General features: G+C 62.6%; 13 protein-coding genes. 10 read left to right on the top strand and 3 right to left on the bottom strand.

What is annotated here, in order from left to right:
- Positions 1-158 precede the first annotated feature (158 nt).
- Positions 159-2,081: a methyl-accepting chemotaxis protein gene (locus AC1DLT_RS02670; protein WP_477485795.1), complete on the top strand. Its 1,923-nt coding sequence runs from the start codon at positions 159-161 to the stop codon at positions 2,079-2,081.
- 32 nt (positions 2,082-2,113) lie between these two features.
- Here AC1DLT_RS02670 and AC1DLT_RS02665 read toward each other — a convergent pair whose 3' ends face one another.
- Entirely contained in the window at positions 2,114-3,046 is a 933-nt protein-coding gene (locus AC1DLT_RS02665; protein ID WP_477485794.1) for a GlxA family transcriptional regulator, read from the bottom strand.
- 95 nt (positions 3,047-3,141) lie between these two features.
- Between AC1DLT_RS02665 and AC1DLT_RS02660 the strand changes: the two genes are divergently transcribed.
- Genes AC1DLT_RS02660 through AC1DLT_RS02650 form a run of 3 tightly spaced genes read left to right on the top strand, consistent with a single transcriptional unit; the run spans position 3,142 to position 5,940 of the window.
- Positions 3,142-4,287, top strand: a complete 1,146-nt coding sequence (locus tag AC1DLT_RS02660) for a DJ-1/PfpI family protein (protein WP_477485793.1) — start codon at positions 3,142-3,144, stop codon at positions 4,285-4,287.
- Between the two features lie 53 nt (positions 4,288-4,340).
- Positions 4,341-5,570, top strand: coding sequence for a flavin-dependent oxidoreductase (locus AC1DLT_RS02655; RefSeq protein WP_247035783.1), 1,230 nt, complete (start codon positions 4,341-4,343; stop codon positions 5,568-5,570).
- Positions 5,571-5,580: 10 nt separating this feature from the next.
- Positions 5,581-5,940, top strand: a complete 360-nt coding sequence (locus tag AC1DLT_RS02650; RefSeq protein WP_247035782.1) for a hypothetical protein — start codon at positions 5,581-5,583, stop codon at positions 5,938-5,940.
- Position 5,941: 1 nt separating this feature from the next.
- Here AC1DLT_RS02650 and AC1DLT_RS02645 read toward each other — a convergent pair whose 3' ends face one another.
- Complete coding sequence (locus AC1DLT_RS02645) at positions 5,942-7,405, bottom strand: sulfatase family protein (RefSeq protein ID WP_477485792.1); 1,464 nt, start codon at positions 7,403-7,405, stop codon at positions 5,942-5,944.
- Between the two features lie 17 nt (positions 7,406-7,422).
- A complete protein-coding gene (locus AC1DLT_RS02640) occupies positions 7,423-8,376 on the bottom strand; it encodes a dihydrodipicolinate synthase family protein (protein ID WP_247035778.1) in 954 nt (317 codons plus the stop codon).
- Between the two features lie 131 nt (positions 8,377-8,507).
- Between AC1DLT_RS02640 and AC1DLT_RS02635 the strand changes: the two genes are divergently transcribed.
- The 6 genes from AC1DLT_RS02635 (at position 8,508) to AC1DLT_RS02610 (ending at position 14,699) form a co-directional block, all read left to right on the top strand.
- Positions 8,508-9,230 carry a FadR/GntR family transcriptional regulator gene (locus AC1DLT_RS02635; RefSeq protein WP_040125455.1) on the top strand — a complete coding sequence of 241 codons (723 nt, stop codon included), beginning with the start codon at positions 8,508-8,510 and terminating at the stop codon, positions 9,228-9,230.
- 31 nt (positions 9,231-9,261) lie between these two features.
- The gene (locus AC1DLT_RS02630) at positions 9,262-10,848 is read left to right on the top strand and encodes an ABC transporter substrate-binding protein (protein ID WP_477485791.1); all 1,587 of its coding nucleotides are present in this window, start codon (positions 9,262-9,264) and stop codon (positions 10,846-10,848) included.
- 73 nt (positions 10,849-10,921) lie between these two features.
- A complete protein-coding gene (locus AC1DLT_RS02625) occupies positions 10,922-11,881 on the top strand; it encodes an ABC transporter permease (protein ID WP_477485790.1) in 960 nt (319 codons plus the stop codon).
- Positions 11,847-12,758 carry an ABC transporter permease gene (locus AC1DLT_RS02620; RefSeq protein ID WP_477485789.1) on the top strand — a complete coding sequence of 304 codons (912 nt, stop codon included), beginning with the start codon at positions 11,847-11,849 and terminating at the stop codon, positions 12,756-12,758. Before AC1DLT_RS02625 ends, AC1DLT_RS02620 begins: the two co-directional genes overlap by 35 nt.
- A 10-nt stretch (positions 12,759-12,768) precedes the next feature.
- Positions 12,769-13,686, top strand: coding sequence for a dihydrodipicolinate synthase family protein (locus AC1DLT_RS02615; protein ID WP_477485788.1), 918 nt, complete (start codon positions 12,769-12,771; stop codon positions 13,684-13,686).
- Positions 13,687-13,688: 2 nt separating this feature from the next.
- A complete protein-coding gene (locus tag AC1DLT_RS02610; protein ID WP_477485787.1) occupies positions 13,689-14,699 on the top strand; it encodes an ABC transporter ATP-binding protein in 1,011 nt (336 codons plus the stop codon).
- Position 14,700: the final 1 nt, after the last annotated feature.

The following is a 14,700-nucleotide window of genomic DNA, read 5'->3' as shown; positions in this document are numbered from 1 at the left end:
GCTGCGGCAAGAGTAAGATTTTATTATGAAAAAGCGCTTATGAAAAACGGAGGATCAAGTTCGATCACCATGCGCATGATGTGCACCGTCCGGCACGGCTCCGGCATTTTTCACTTTTCGACGCACTGTCGCTGTTTCAGCGTTTTTTGAGGTATCTGATGCTCAAGAATTTAAAGATTAAAACAAAATTTCTCATGGCGATTGCCATCCTCGCGGTCATTTCCCTTGCAGGCCTGATGTATGTCACCAGCAGGTTCAGCGCCGCCAACGAGGCTTATTCCGGCTTCCTGCAGAAGGAAAGTAACGCGGCGACCTTCGGACCCCGCGGCGCCGCCGGCATGTGGACCGCGACGACATGGCTGAGCCGCGCGCTGGCCCAGGACCCTGCAAGCGCGGCGTTCCAGGATCTGTCCGGCCGGTTTTCCAAGGAATTTGCCGGCGCCCGTGACCGGTTGACCCAGATCCCGGCGCTGGTGCCGAGCCGCAAGGCTGCGATCGACGAACTGCTTGCCGGTGCGGACGCGCTGAAGGCAGTCGGCGACGATCTTCTCAAGGCCCATACCGCAGGCGACCAGGAAAAGGTCCGTACCCTTTCCGCCAAGCTCGACCAGGCCATCGTCGATCTCTCGCCGAAATTCGGCGCCAATAACGGCGCCATGGCCGAAATCCTCAACAATGGCGCCAAGACGTTGAGCCAATCGGTCTCCAGCACGATCACCTATGCGATCTGCGGCATGCTTTTAGGCATCGCGATCGCCGCCGTTCTGTCCATGACCATCGCCCACAAGGGCATCACCGCGCCGATGGCCCGCCTGCGTGAGCGCATGGCTTCGCTGGCCGCCAGCCAGACGGAAGCTGCCATCGACGGCCTCGACCGCAAGGACGAAATCGGCGAGATGGCCAAGGCTGTCGCCATCTTCCGCGACAACGCTCTGGAGCGAGCTCGCCTGGAACGGGAAGCTGAAGACAATCGTGGCCTGTCGGAGCGCGACCGCATGGAGCGCGAAGCCCAGAAGACGCGCGAAGCCGCCGAGATCAAGTTTGCCGTCGACAACCTGGCAGAGGGCCTGAGCCATCTGTCCGATGGCAACGTCTCCTATCGCATCGAAAAGCAGTTCACCGCGACGTTGGACGGTGTCCGCAACGATTTCAACGTCTCGGCCACAAAGCTGCAGACGGCCCTGGAGCAGGTGGCGGAGAATGCCCGCAGCATCCAGGCCGGTTCGGCGGAGATCAAGGCGGCCGCCGACGATCTGGCCAAGCGCACCGAGCAGCAGGCAGCTTCCGTCGAGGAAACCGCCGCAGCTCTCGAAGAGATCACCACTACCGTCAAGGACGCTACCAAGCGCGCTCAGGAGGCCGGTGCGCTGGTTGCCCGCACCCGCAGCGGCGCCGAAAACTCCGGCGAGGTCGTCCAGCGTGCCGTCAAGGCGATGGAACAGATCGAGAAGTCCTCAGGCGAGATTTCCAACATCATTGGCGTCATCGACGATATCGCCTTCCAGACCAATCTTCTGGCACTCAACGCCGGCGTCGAAGCGGCCCGTGCGGGCGATGCCGGCAAGGGTTTTGCCGTCGTTGCCCAGGAAGTGCGCGAACTCGCCCAGCGTTCCGCCAAGGCCGCCAAGGAGATCAAGGCGCTGATCACGACGTCGAACGAGCAGGTCAATGCCGGGGTGCAGCTGGTGGGCCAGACCGGACAGGCGCTGGTAACGATCGTTGCGGAAGTGCAGGAAATCAACCGGCACGTCAACGCAATCGTGGAGTCGGCCCAGGAACAGTCTTCGGGCCTTCAGCAGATCAACACAGCCGTCAACCAGATGGACCAGGATACGCAGAAGAATGCCGCGATGGTCGAGGAATCGACCGCCGCAAGCCATGGTCTTGCCCGGGATGCTGCATCGCTCAACGAACTGCTGGCCCAGTTCAAGCTGCCTGGTCAGCGCCACGTTCCGCGCCCGGCCGATCGCCGCGACACGCCGGCTGCGTCGCCTGCCCGCAATCTGGCCCGCAGGGTTGCCACCGCCTTCTCCGGCGGCTCCTCGGCCGCTGCGGTCAGCAACGATTGGCAGGAGTTCTAGGCGCGCACTTGACCGACTATCTGCGTCCGAGGCTATTTGTAGCCGCGCCTGAGCGCTTGCGGAGGCTGTCCCAAGCTTCTCAGGAACGCCCGCCGCATTCGGCCGGCGTCGCCGAAACCGGAAGCCTCGGCAATGTGCTCGAGTGGCAGGTGGCCGGTTTCGACCGCCATCCGCGCCGTTTCGAGCCGCAGGCGCTCGACGGCCTTGGCGGGTGTCGTGCCGGTTTCGGCTGCAAACGCCCTGGCAAAGTTGCGCGGGCTCATCGCCGCCTGGTCGGCGAGGCGCTCGACGGTCAGCTGGTCGGCCAGATGCTCGCGCATCCAGCCGATCAAGGCCGAGAACCTGCCCGTGTGCCCTCCAAGATCGACAAGCGCTGAAAACTGGGACTGGCCACCGGGCCGGCGTTGATGAACGACGAGCTGTTGGGCGGTTCTGCGCGCCATATCCGCGCCCAGATCGTCTTCGATAAGGGCAAGCGCCAGGTCGATGCCGGCAGATATTCCGGCTGACGTCCAGACATGACCGTCCTGGATATAGATACGCTCCGCATCGAGCTCTATCTTCGGGTAGCGGCGAGAAAAGTCGTGCGAACTGCCCCAATGCGTCGTGGCCCGACGTCCATCGAGGAGCCCTGCTTCGGCGAGCAGATAGGCCCCGGAACACACACTCGTCACGCGCCTTGCGCTCGTGCGTTTCAGCCATTCGAGAATTTCGCGCACGGCCTCCATGGAGCGGATGATCTCGCCGCCCGAGATCATCACCGTGTCGAAAGGCCCATCCCGGAGCGGGGCAGCCGACAGCTTGAGGCCCGACGAGCTCTCGATTTCGCCACCACCCGGCGCCATCAGCACCAGGTCGTAGCTGCCCGGCCGGAATCGCTCCGCCATTTCGAAGGCCGAGGTCGGCCCGGCCGCATCGAGAAGCTGGAAACCCGGATGCACCACGAGAGCAACTGTGCGAGCCATGGCAGTTTTTGCCCGATTAATGTCATTTCAGTCAGACGATAGCAGCGGTAACTTTCCCTGCAAACAGGGCAACCGATCGATCGGGCGAAACTATCATGACGTGGCGGTTTGTTCTTACAGGCGGGTTGGGGCTTGCTGCGGTCTTCCTGGTGGTCGCCGGGGGCTGGATAGTCTCTCTGCCGTCTGCGTCGTCGGCCGGGACCGTCAAGCCTATTCCCGGCGAGGAGACACGCGCCACAATCGAGGCTTTGAAGCCGTCCAAACGCGTCCGCCCGGTGATCGCGATCGTCGGCATCAACGACGGGACGGAGATCACCGACTACCTGATGCCCTACGGTATCCTGCGCCGCGCTGATGTCGCTGATGTCGTGGCGCTAGCAACGCAGCCCGGGTCGATGGTTCTCTATCCGGCGCTGAAGGTTGAGCCGCAGGCGACGATCGCGGATTTCGATGCCCAGCATCCGGAAGGCGCCGATTACGTCATCGTCCCGGCGATGATCCGCGAGGACGATCCGGCGGCACTGCGCTGGATCAGAAGCCAGGCGGAAAAAGGTGCGATGATCGTCGGCGTCTGCGTCGGTGCCAAAGTGGTTGCTGCCACCGGCCTTCTCGACGGCCGGAAAGCGACGACCCACTGGTATTCGCTGGACGCCATGCTGAAGGAACATCCGAGCATCCGCCATGTCGCCGACCGCCGCTTCCTCGTTGACGGTCGCGTTGCGACGACGACGGGGATCAGTGCCTCCATGCCGATGTCGCTGACGCTGATCGAGGCGATCGCCGGGCGGGAGAAAGCCGAGGCTGTCGCGGCCGATCTGGGCGTCGCGAATTGGGATGCGCGACACGACAGCGGCGCCTTCACGTTCACACGTCCTTTCGCATTGACGGCGATCGGCAATTCGCTCGCCTTCTGGCGCCGCGAAACGCTCGGCATCGAACTGTCGAAGGGCGTGGACGAGGTGTCGCTTGCGCTTGTCGCGGATGCCTGGTCGCGCACATACCGCTCGCGCGTGATGACCTTCGCAGCCAGCGCGGATGCGGTGGAGAGCCGCAACGGCATCCGCATCATTCCGGATGAGGTGAACGCGTCGGCAACGCGCGTGCCCGCAGCGCCGCTGGACCGCAGACCGGCTGAGGCGCTGGACGATACGCTGAAGGCCATCGCCGACCGCTATCGGGAAAACACGGCCGATTTCGTGGCCATGCAGCTCGAATACAGGAGACGAGTGACGCCGCAATAGATCGTCGCGGCTTACATCCTGCCGCTCGTCCCGCAAACGAGAAAGGACCAGTCATGAAAGCTCTCATCGCAGGCGCCGGCATCGGCGGATTGACGACCGCGCTTCAACTCCACGAAGCCGGGATCGAGGTCGAGATCTTCGAACGCGTCGGCGAGGTTCGTGAACTCGGGGTCGGCATCAACATGCTGTCGCATGCCGTGGCGGTGCTGGCCGATCTCGGACTGCAGGCCGGCCTCGACGCTGCAGGGATCCGTGTGCGGGAACTGATTTATACCAACCGTTTCGGTCAGGTCGTGTGGCAGGAATTGCGCGGCCTGGACGCCGGTCAAGAGGCGCCGCAGGTCAGCATCCATCGCGGCAAGCTGCTCGGCGTGATCCATAGGGCGGTGATCGCTCGTCTCGGACCCGACGTCATCAGAATGGGTTGCCGGGTGGAGGGCTTCGAGCAGACGGAAGATGGGGTCGCGGTTCATTTCAGCGGAACGGATGGATGGCGCGGCACGGCCCGCGGGGATCTGCTGATCGGCGCCGACGGCATCCATTCCGCGATCCGGGCGCAGCTCTATCCCGATGAGGGGCCGCCGATCTGGAGCGGGATCATGTTATGGCGCGGCGCCACACGCTGGCCGATCTGGCGCGATGGCCGGACGATGGTGATATCAGGCGGCAATTTCGCAAAATTCGTCTATTATCCGATCGGAGCCGATCCTGCGGAGCCTGAAATGCGGCTGACGAACTGGGCCGTGATGGCCAAGGTGGGCGAGCCCGGCACATCGCCACTACGCCGCGAGGACTGGAGCCGGTCCGGCCTGTCGGACGAGGTGTTGCCCTTCGTGCGCGACCGTTTTCACCTCGATTTCGTTGATCCTGCCTCCATCATCCAGGCCACCGAAAATTTCTACGAATACCCGAATTGCGATCGGGATCCCTTGCCCCGCTGGTCGTTCGAGCGGGTCACGCTGCTCGGCGATGCCGCCCATGCCATGTATCCGGTCGGTTCCAACGGAGCGAGCCAGGCAATCCTCGATGCACGCTGCCTGGCACGGCATCTCCAATCCGGGGACGGTATCGAGGCGGCCCTTTCCCGCTACGATGCCGAACGGCGGCCGGTCACGTCGCAAATCGTTCTCTCCAACCGCCTGGGCGGTCCCGAAGGGGTCATCGACATGATCGAGGCCCGTGCGCCCGACGGTTTCGACGACATCGATACCGTGGCCTCGTTCGAAGAACGTAAAGCAACGGTTCGTGGTTACGCTTCGCTCGCTCGTGGGCGGAGCCAGTGAGGATGGTTCCATGGTTGCCACCGCCGCAATGCTTTTTCTCGCCGAAACGTGTCTCTACGCGATTGCATCGCTGACCCACGCGGGCCTCCTCGTCGAGGGTCATGAGCACAGGCAAGCAATGATCGCCGAAGCCGTGATCGCAGCGATCCTGCTGCTCGGGTTGTTATCCGTCAGGCTCCGCCGGCCCTGGAGCCGCGTGGCGGCAATTTCCGCGCAGTCCCTGGCTCTGCTGGGCACGCTCGTCGGCGCATTCACCATCGCGGTCGGCGTCGGCCCACAGACGACGCTCGATTACGTCATACACGCGGTGATGATCCTGATCCTGGTCTGTGGTCTTGTCTGGTTGGTGAGGAGCCGAATTGTGTGGTGACCTACTTAATCCTGTTCTGCATCCGCTGAGCCGCATTGGGAAGGGACGACGTCGCCCGCGGTGCCGCCGCGGCGGCTTCCGCCTGCAGGAACGCGGCGATTTCGCCAAGCAACATGAGTTCGGTCGGGGCGTAGGCAGGATCCCCGGAAAGATTGATGGTCTCCTGCGGGTCGGTCTGAAGGTCGAACAGCTCCCGCTCGCTCGATCCTCCACTCGTATAGAGCGTCAGCTTGAAGCGCTGGTCCCGTGCCATGGTTGCCCGCATCGGCGGGTCCCAGAAACTGCCGTTGTCGTTGACACCGGAGTTGCGGTAGGCGCAGATCGCGCTGCTGCGCCGCGTCGCGTTCCGCGATGCCATGGCCACTAGATCCTCGCTTTCCGGGCAGGATTGCGTATCGAGGCCTGCTGCTGCGAGGCACGTGGCCGCCACGTCGCGACCTTGCGCAAGCGCGGTGCAACGGGTGCCGGCGTTGACGTGGCCCGGCCAACGCAGCAGCAGCGGCACTCCGACGGTAGGTTCGTAGAGTGCAACTCCCTTGACGAAAAGCCCGTGATCGCCAAGCTGATCGCCATGGTCGGATAGGAATAAGACCAGCGTGTCGTCGGCCATCCCCGCTTCGTCCAGTGCCGCCAGAACGCGGCCGACCTGCTTATCGAGAAAGGTTATGGAAGCGGCATAACCGAGACGAATCCTGCGGATCTCCTCCGCAGAGAAGTCTGAGAAACGTCCGAGATAGGAACCCTGCTGCTCCCGGCGGACGCATCCGGGTTGTATCGTGCGCGAAACCACCGGCTCCGGAATCTTCGCCGCATCTATGCAATTTCCGAAGGCGAGGGGGTAATCCTCATAGGGGTCGTGAGGGTCGAACAGGCTCATCAGGCAAAAGAAGGGCTGCCTCTCTGCTTTCATCGACTGGATGAAGGCAATGGTCCGGTCGGCCGCCCACTTGCTCATGTGTTGCGCTTCGGGGTGATGAAGTTCCTTTCGGCCGTTGCGCTGGAGGGCGGCGAGGAAATCCGGGGCCGTCTCGCGAAGCCAGGCGGCATAGCCGTTGAAGGGGCTCCCGATCGAAACCGATGGCTCGAGACACCATTCGTAGATATCGAAACCGTCATGTGGATGACGTTGCCGTTCTTCCTGAATGCGGCTGCTGACATGCAGCTTGCCGAAAAGTGCGGTCCGATAACTAGCCTCCCGCCGCAGCCGTTCGGTGAACAGCACTTCGTCCGGCGGCAGGTTGTCATGCACCCGCTGGACCGCATGATCCGGCACCGGCTTGCCGGTGAAGATGCTCGCCCGGGAAGGGGTGCAGATCGGATTGTCGACCGTGCAGTGCTCGAATACCGCTCCGGCTCGGCCCAGCCGGTCGAGGTGAGGTGTCGGGATCCAGTCGCAGCCATAGATGCCGAGCGTATCCCGACGCTGCTGGTCCGTCATGATCATCAGGATGTTGGGTCGTGTCACGATGCCACCTCGACGTTTTAGAGCATGATCTCGGGAAGGGCGATCCTGGCCTTCTCACGCAGTGTGGAAACGACCGACGGATCAATCCAGCGATAAGGCCGACGCAGCCGGGTGCCGATCTCCGCCCATCCCCCGATCGCGGCCAGGAGCTTGTCCAACGCGGCGTTGGAATATCCGTGCACCCTGGCAAAGGGCGCTATGTGGTCATCCAGGAAGGTGCGCAGCCGCTGCTCGATATCAAGCGACCGGTCGATATCGTCGGCCATCGACGCGGTCCACCGCTGTGCACCGGACGGGCTCAGGCAGGCAACGTTGGAGAATGCCCCGACTGCAACGTCCTGCTGGACGCCTGTCGCAAGATGATGCCCCGGGACATAAATTCCCCACGCATCGAGATGCTTGCGGGCCTGATCGTACCAGGATGCATCTCCATCCCCAAGCTTGATGCCCACGACCTGCGGCACGCCCGCAAGGATTGCCGCCAGTTCCTCCGGGGTAAAGACGCGCTTGGCATGCGGCGGCTGGTAGAGCACCAGCGGAACCGGGCCGGCAGCGTCAGCGGCCATCTGCAGAAAATCGGTCGCCTCCGAGGCCGTCACCGGCCACCAGTCGGGAAGGATCACCTGGATTGCCTCCGGTTCGAGCGCCGCCGCCCGGCGCACCCGGTCCAGAGATATGCGGGGATCGGGCTGACACGCACCGATGACGAATGGCATCGCTGCGGGGCTGCAGCGGTCTGCCAACAATTGTTGAATCTGGTCGAACTCCGCTTCTGTCTGATTGTGGAATTCGCCGGCGGTGCCGTTTGAGTAGATGCCGTCCACCTTGGCGGCAATCAGTCGGTCGATCGCGTCGGCCAGACGCGGGAAATCGATTGAATCGTCTTCATTGATCGGCAGCAGGAGCGTTGCCCAATTTCCGCGAATGCGGCCCCAGCGGTCATTCCGCCGTTCGAACTTTGTGATTGCCACACCCACCTCCCGTTTGCCGCAGCCGGATCCCGGACTTGTTCAGCTGCTTTCTGCATTTATCGACTTGCTAGATATCCTACAAGTCGATATACCTCAATCATGTTGATTGTCGAAATGTGCATGGAGCAGCATTGGCCAAGCCCATAAAACCTCTTGAGCGCCCGCCGCTTCTGCATGTCAGCGTGCAGGAAAGCCTGCGCAGCTATATCGAGGACAATGACCTGACGGCCGGTGCGGCTCTGCCGCCGGAGACTTTCCTGGCGCACCAATTGGGCGTGGGGCGCAATTCGGTTCGCGAAGCGATCAAGGCGCTGGAATCCGTCGGCATCCTCGAAACGCGGCGCGGCATTGGCGTTTTCGTCAAGGAATTCTCGTTCGCGCCGCTTCTGGACAATCTCGCCTATGGGCTGCAGGCGTCGCTGCGTGATGTAGAGGAATTGCTGGAGATTCGTCGCGTATTGGAGACGGGCCTCATCGACAAGACCATCGAGATGATCAGTGACGATGACGTGGCCGAGCTTCGACGCCTTACCGATCGCATGCGCCAGCGCGCTGAGCGCGGCGAAAGTTTCGCCGAGGAGGACCAGCAATTTCATCAGCTTCTGTTCCGTTGCCAGAACAACAAGATGCTGAGCGCACTGATCGATATCTTCTGGTCCGCCTTCTACAAGGCTTCGGGCTTCGCAAACCTGGCAAGTCCCACGCCCCTGGCGACCTGGCAGGATCATCACGAGATTGCGGAAGCCGTGGCGGCGAGAGATGTCGAAGCGGGCCGCAAACGCCTGAGCGCACACTATTCCGGTATCCGGAAAGTCATCGCGATCAACCGGCCCGAGGAGGTCGATCCGGTTTAGCGATAGTCGAAATATAAAAGAGGAGGAGAGCATGCATCGACGGAATTTCGGTCGCCTTCTGGCGGCGGGAGCTTTGCTTTTTGCCACGACTGCCGCAATGGTGCCCGCGACGGCCCAGGCGCAGACGGGCAAGACCATTGTCGGCGGGTTCGACGTGGGTCCAGGCGGTTTCCAGGGCAATTTCAACCCGCTGACTGCAACAGCCGGCTTCACCTGGCTCAACACCTATTTCGAGCCGCTGGTCATCTACACATCCGATCTGTCGAAGCTTACCGGCGCTCTGGCTTCAGAGTTCACTCTTGGCCAGGACAACCTGACATACACGTTCAAGCTCGCCCAGACGAACTGGCATGACGGCACGCCTTTTACCTCGGCGGACGTCAAGTTCACCCTGGAGCTTGCCAAGAATGCCGAGAGCGGCAGCATTTTTGCCGCGCGGCTTGCCGATATCGCATCGGTCGAGACGCCGGATGCGCACACGGCAGTCGTCAAGCTCAGCAAGCCGAACTCGGCATTCCTCTCCGTTCTGTCGCAGCTGATGATGCTGCCGCAGCATGCGCTGTCGTCGGTGAACGTCAAGGAGGTCGCCAAGAGCCCGTGGTGGTCCACCCAGCCGGTCGGAACCGGTCCGTTCAAGTTCGTGAAGCATGTCAGCGATCAGTATGTCGAACTGGCTGCCTATGATGGCTATCGGGGTGGAAAACCTAAGGCGGATCGCCTGATCAACCGCTATTTCGCCAATCCGGCTGCGGCCGTCGCGGCCCTCAGGGCGGGAGAGATCCAGTTCACCTTCGCCGAACCCGACGACGCCAAGACCTTCAAGGGCAATGGCGGTTTCCGGGTCATCGAGGGCGATTCCTACGTGGTGAACTATATCGGCTTCAATCACCGCGCCGGAATCTGGGACGACCTTCGCGTCCGTCAGGCGGTCATGTACGCCATCGACCGAAACGCCATCGTCTCGAGCCTGTTCGGCGGTGCCGCCAAACTCGCCAACTGCGGCTATGTCGCGCCGCAGCTTCTTACGAAGGATCTGGCCGACTATGCCTACAATCCGCAAAAGGCAAAAGCCCTGCTGGCGGAGGCGGGCTGGGAGAAGATCAACGGCAGCAAGCCGATCCCGTGGCTGACCTACTACAATACGCCACAGGTCGCCAACGTCATGGCGGCGGTGCAGGCGATGCTGGCGCAGGTCGGCGTCAACGTGGTTCCGCGCGCGCTCGACGTTCCGAGCTATAACGGCATCGTGCGAAGCGAAAAGTGGCAGGATTTCCCATTGGTCTACGCGGGGCTGCAGAACGGCCCCAATCCGGGATCGCTCAATGTCGGGCTGAATGCCGCACAGATACCTCCGTCCGGCAACAACATCATGCGCGTCGAAATGCCCGCGCTGACTGATGCGCTGAATACGGCGATGGCGGAGACCGACCCGGCCAAGGCCGACGGCAGATGGCAGAAGGTCTGCAAGGAAATGAATGCTGCGCTTCCCTGGGCCCCGATGTGGGTGGCGAGCCGCTATGGGGTCGTGTCCAGCAAGCTTAAGGACTTCTTCTGGACGCCCGCTCCAGGCGGTGGCCCGTACGTCTCCCATCCGGAAAAATGGAATCTCGCTCCTTGATGTGCCCGTGAGCCGGGATGCGGTCCGGCGAGCAAGCCGGACTGCATCCTCTGCGGACCCTGTTGGTGAAAACATGCTGCAATACATCCTTCGCCGTACGGCTGTCGGCCTGCTGATGCTGCTGGCCCTGACGGTTCTCATCTTCACGTTGCTGCGGCTGACGCCTGGCGATCCGATCGATGCCTATGTCAATCCGTCTGTGCCGATTTCCGCGTCCGATCTCGAGATGCTTCGTACCCGGCTCGGTCTCGAGCGGCCGCTGCCGGTGCAATATTTCGCCTGGCTGGGTGCGGCGCTGATGGGGGATTTCGGCTATTCCATCCAGTATAATGGCGAAGGAGTGCTGCCGCTTGTCCTCAGCCGCATCGGCCCGACGATCCTGCTGATGTTCAGTGGGCTTGTCATCGCCGTCGTTGTCGGCATCTCAACCGGCATCTTTGCGGCCGTCCGCCGCAACAAGCTGGCCGATCTTTCACTTTCGACGGCGGCGTTCGTGGGAATTTCAAGTCCGGCTTTCCTGACCGCCCTGCTGGGGCTCTATGTATTTGCGGTCAATCTGCGCTGGGTGCCGGCCGGCGGCATGTCGACGCCGGGCGCGCCTTTCTCCGTCGGTGACTTGCTGGCGCACCTCATCCTGCCCGCCACCCTGCTTTCGATCGGCCATGGCGCATTGATCATGCGATACATGCGCTCGTCGCTGCTCGAAGTGCTGTCGCAGGACTATGTGCGCACGGCGCGCGCCAAGGGCGTCCGGGAATTCTGGGTCATCGTCAAACATGCCGTCCGCAACGCCCTGCTGCCGGTGATCACGCTGATCGGCTCCACCATCGGCATCGCGATCGGGGGCGCGATCTTCATCGAGAGCGTGTTCGACTGGCCGGGCATGGGTCTGCTGATGGTCAATGCAGTCGTCCGGCGCGATTACCCGGTCATCATGTGCGCTACGCTGCTGACTGGCGCCTGCGTCATCCTGGTCAACCTGCTGACCGACATCGCCTATGCCGCTGTCGATCCGCGCATCAAGGTGGCATAAGATGGCGAGCTTGACACATGCCAGGTCCGCCGGTCCCATCCGACGCGCACTTTCCCGCTTTTTCGAGAACGGTGCGGCCGTGGTCGGCTTGGCCATTCTGATCCCGATCCTTGTCCTGACCCTCACTTACGATCTCTGGTGGCTCCACAAGCCCAACGACATCGACCTTTTGGCGATGAACCAGGGGCCGTCGTCGGCCCATTGGCTCGGCAGCGACGGGGTGGGGCGCGATATCATGGCGCGGCTGCTGCAGGGCGGACGGATCTCGCTTCTGGTGGCGACGGTATCCATGGCGATCTCCACGTTCCTCGGTTTCTTCATCGGAGCCATCGCCGGCTTTGCCGGACGTTTCGTGGATGGTGCCACGATGCGGTTCGTCGATCTCGCAATGACGTTGCCGCCGGTCATTTTCCTTCTGGTCCTCGCCTCCATCGTCGGCAGCGGCATAGTGCCGACGATCTTCGTGATTTCGCTGCTGTCATGGCCGGTTCTTTCCCGCATGGTACGGGCCCGGTTGCTGGAACTGCGTGAGCGCGACTTCGTCGTGGCGTCCCGGGGCATGGGCGCCGGCCTCTGGCACCTGCTGATCCGGCATGGTCTGCCCAATACGATCGATATTCTCGTGGTCTACGCCACCCTGCAGGTGGCAAATGGGATCCTGCTGGAGGCCGGTCTCTCATTCCTGGGGCTTGGGGTCACGCCCCCGGAAGCGAGCTGGGGCAATATGCTGAACGCCGCCCGCGCCACGCATGTGCTCGAAAATTATCCCTGGCAATGGATGTTTCCGGGCGGCGCGCTCGTCGTGACCGTTCTTGCCATCAACTTCGTGGGCGATGGGCTTCGCGATGCCTTCGATCCGCGCTCCGAACTCAAGTGAAAGGTTGCACATGCCCCTCTTTACCGGCGTCATTCCGCCCGTCGTCACTCCGCTCACCGCGACTTTCGGGGTGGATTATTCTTCTTTCACGCGCGTCATAGATCATCTGCTCGATGGTGGCGTGCACGGCCTGTTCGTTCTCGGCTCGACCAGCGAAGTCGTGTTCCATGACGAAGCCACGCGCCGCAGCATCATCGAACATGCGGTCAAGCAGGTTCGCGGGCGCGTGCCCGTCCTGGTCGGCGTGATCGATCCCACAACCGAGCGGGTGATCGCCCATGCAAAGGTCGCGCAGTCGGCGGGTGCCGACGCGGTCGTCGTCACGGCGCCATTCTATGCCCGGACAAACCAGGCCGAGACCATCGATCACTTCCGCTATATCCGGGAGGCGGTCGACATGCCGGTCATCGCCTACGACATCCCTGTCTGCGTCCATACCAAGCTCGAACGCCGGACCACCGTGACGCTTGCTCGCGAAGGCACGATCGTGGGCGTCAAGGACTCGAGCGGCGATGACGGCAATCTTCGTTATGTCATGGCAGACACGGCCGATCTGCCGGATTTCTTCGTCATGACGGGATCCGAGATCGTCGCCGACAGCGTGGTGAACATGGGCGCGCACGGCATCGTGCCGGGCCTCGGGAATGTCGATCCGCACGGCTATGTCCGCCTGTGGGATCTCTGCCAGGCGGGCGATTTTGCCGGTGCACGGCAGGAGCAGGAACGCCTGTGCCGGCTTTTCGAGATGGTCTGGGTCAGCTTGGGCCGGACCAGTGCGGGCTCTGCCGGAGTGGGAGCCTTCAAGACCGCCATGCGCAGGCTTGGGGTTATCGACACCAATGTCATGGCGCGTCCGCAGCGATCCCTGAACGACGAAGAGGCGGCCGTCATCGACGGCATCCTGCGGCAAACCGGGCTTCTGGATTGACGATGAGCGCTGAGCCGATCCTAGAAATTTCCGGGCTGACGACGGTGTTCCGCATCGGCGATCGGGAGATCGTCGCCGTGCGGGACCTGAGCCTGGCCGTGGCGACGGGAGAAACCGTGGCGCTGGTTGGTGAATCCGGCTCGGGAAAGTCGGTGACCAGCCTGTCGATCATCGGTCTTCTGCCGCGCGGCGTGGGCCGTATCGCTGCGGGTACGCTGCGGCTGAAGCGTAAGACGGGCGAAGTCGTCGAACTGCAGACCCTTGGCAGCGACACCCTGCGCCGGGTGCGCGGCAATGATATCGGCATCGTCTTTCAAGAGCCGCTGACCAGCCTCAATCCGGTTTTTACGATCGGTGAACAGATTGCCGAGCCGATCCGCATCCATATGGGTAAATCTCATCGGGAGGCCTTGTCGGACGCCATCCAGCGGCTGGAGGATGTCGGCATTCCCGATCCGCACCGACGTGCCCGGCAGTATCCGCACGAACTCTCCGGCGGCATGCGGCAACGAGCGACCATTGCGATGGCGCTCGCATGCAACCCGACGCTGTTGATTGCCGACGAACCCACGACGGCCCTCGATGTCACCATCCAGGCGCAGATCCTCGACCTGCTCGGGCGGCTGCAGAAGGAACGCGGCATGGGCATGTTGTTCGTCACCCACAATCTCGGGGTCGTTGCCGAGATCGCCGACCGCGTGGCCGTCATGTATGCCGGTTCGCTTGTCGAGACCGGCAGCGTGGCGCGGGTCTTCTCCCATCCGCGTCATCCCTATACCAAGGGGCTGATGCGTTCGGTGCCGCAGCTTGGAACCGCGACCCTTCTCAGGGAGGCGGGCACCCCGCTGCCGACCATCGCAGGATCGGTTCCGAGCCTCATGGACCTGCCGTCAGGCTGTCCTTTCGCTCCCCGCTGTCCCTACCGCATAGAGGCCTGCTCAGAAGCCTACCCGGCGTTGGCGGACGCCGGTGAGGGACAGTTCAGCCGCTGCATCCGATGGCAGGAGATCTGAC

It is taken from the genome of Neorhizobium sp. 05N33 (assembly GCF_056397445.1).
This window is presented reverse-complemented; position numbering and strand designations above follow the sequence as displayed.

Excerpts from the sequence above, each read along its gene's own strand:
- AC1DLT_RS02670 (WP_477485795.1), top strand. The coding sequence starts at position 159 with ATGCTCAAGAATTTAAAGATTAAAACAAAATTTCTCATGGCGATTGCC.
- AC1DLT_RS02665 (WP_477485794.1), bottom strand. The coding sequence starts at position 3,046 with ATGGCTCGCACAGTTGCTCTCGTGGTGCATCCGGGTTTCCAGCTTCTC.
- AC1DLT_RS02660 (WP_477485793.1), top strand. The coding sequence starts at position 3,142 with ATGACGTGGCGGTTTGTTCTTACAGGCGGGTTGGGGCTTGCTGCGGTC.
- AC1DLT_RS02655 (WP_247035783.1), top strand. The coding sequence starts at position 4,341 with ATGAAAGCTCTCATCGCAGGCGCCGGCATCGGCGGATTGACGACCGCG.
- AC1DLT_RS02650 (WP_247035782.1), top strand. The coding sequence starts at position 5,581 with ATGGTTGCCACCGCCGCAATGCTTTTTCTCGCCGAAACGTGTCTCTAC.
- AC1DLT_RS02630 (WP_477485791.1), top strand. The coding sequence starts at position 9,262 with ATGCATCGACGGAATTTCGGTCGCCTTCTGGCGGCGGGAGCTTTGCTT.
- AC1DLT_RS02625 (WP_477485790.1), top strand. The coding sequence starts at position 10,922 with ATGCTGCAATACATCCTTCGCCGTACGGCTGTCGGCCTGCTGATGCTG.
- AC1DLT_RS02620 (WP_477485789.1), top strand. The coding sequence starts at position 11,847 with ATGCCGCTGTCGATCCGCGCATCAAGGTGGCATAAGATGGCGAGCTTG.
- AC1DLT_RS02615 (WP_477485788.1), top strand. The coding sequence starts at position 12,769 with ATGCCCCTCTTTACCGGCGTCATTCCGCCCGTCGTCACTCCGCTCACC.
- AC1DLT_RS02610 (WP_477485787.1), top strand. The coding sequence starts at position 13,689 with ATGAGCGCTGAGCCGATCCTAGAAATTTCCGGGCTGACGACGGTGTTC.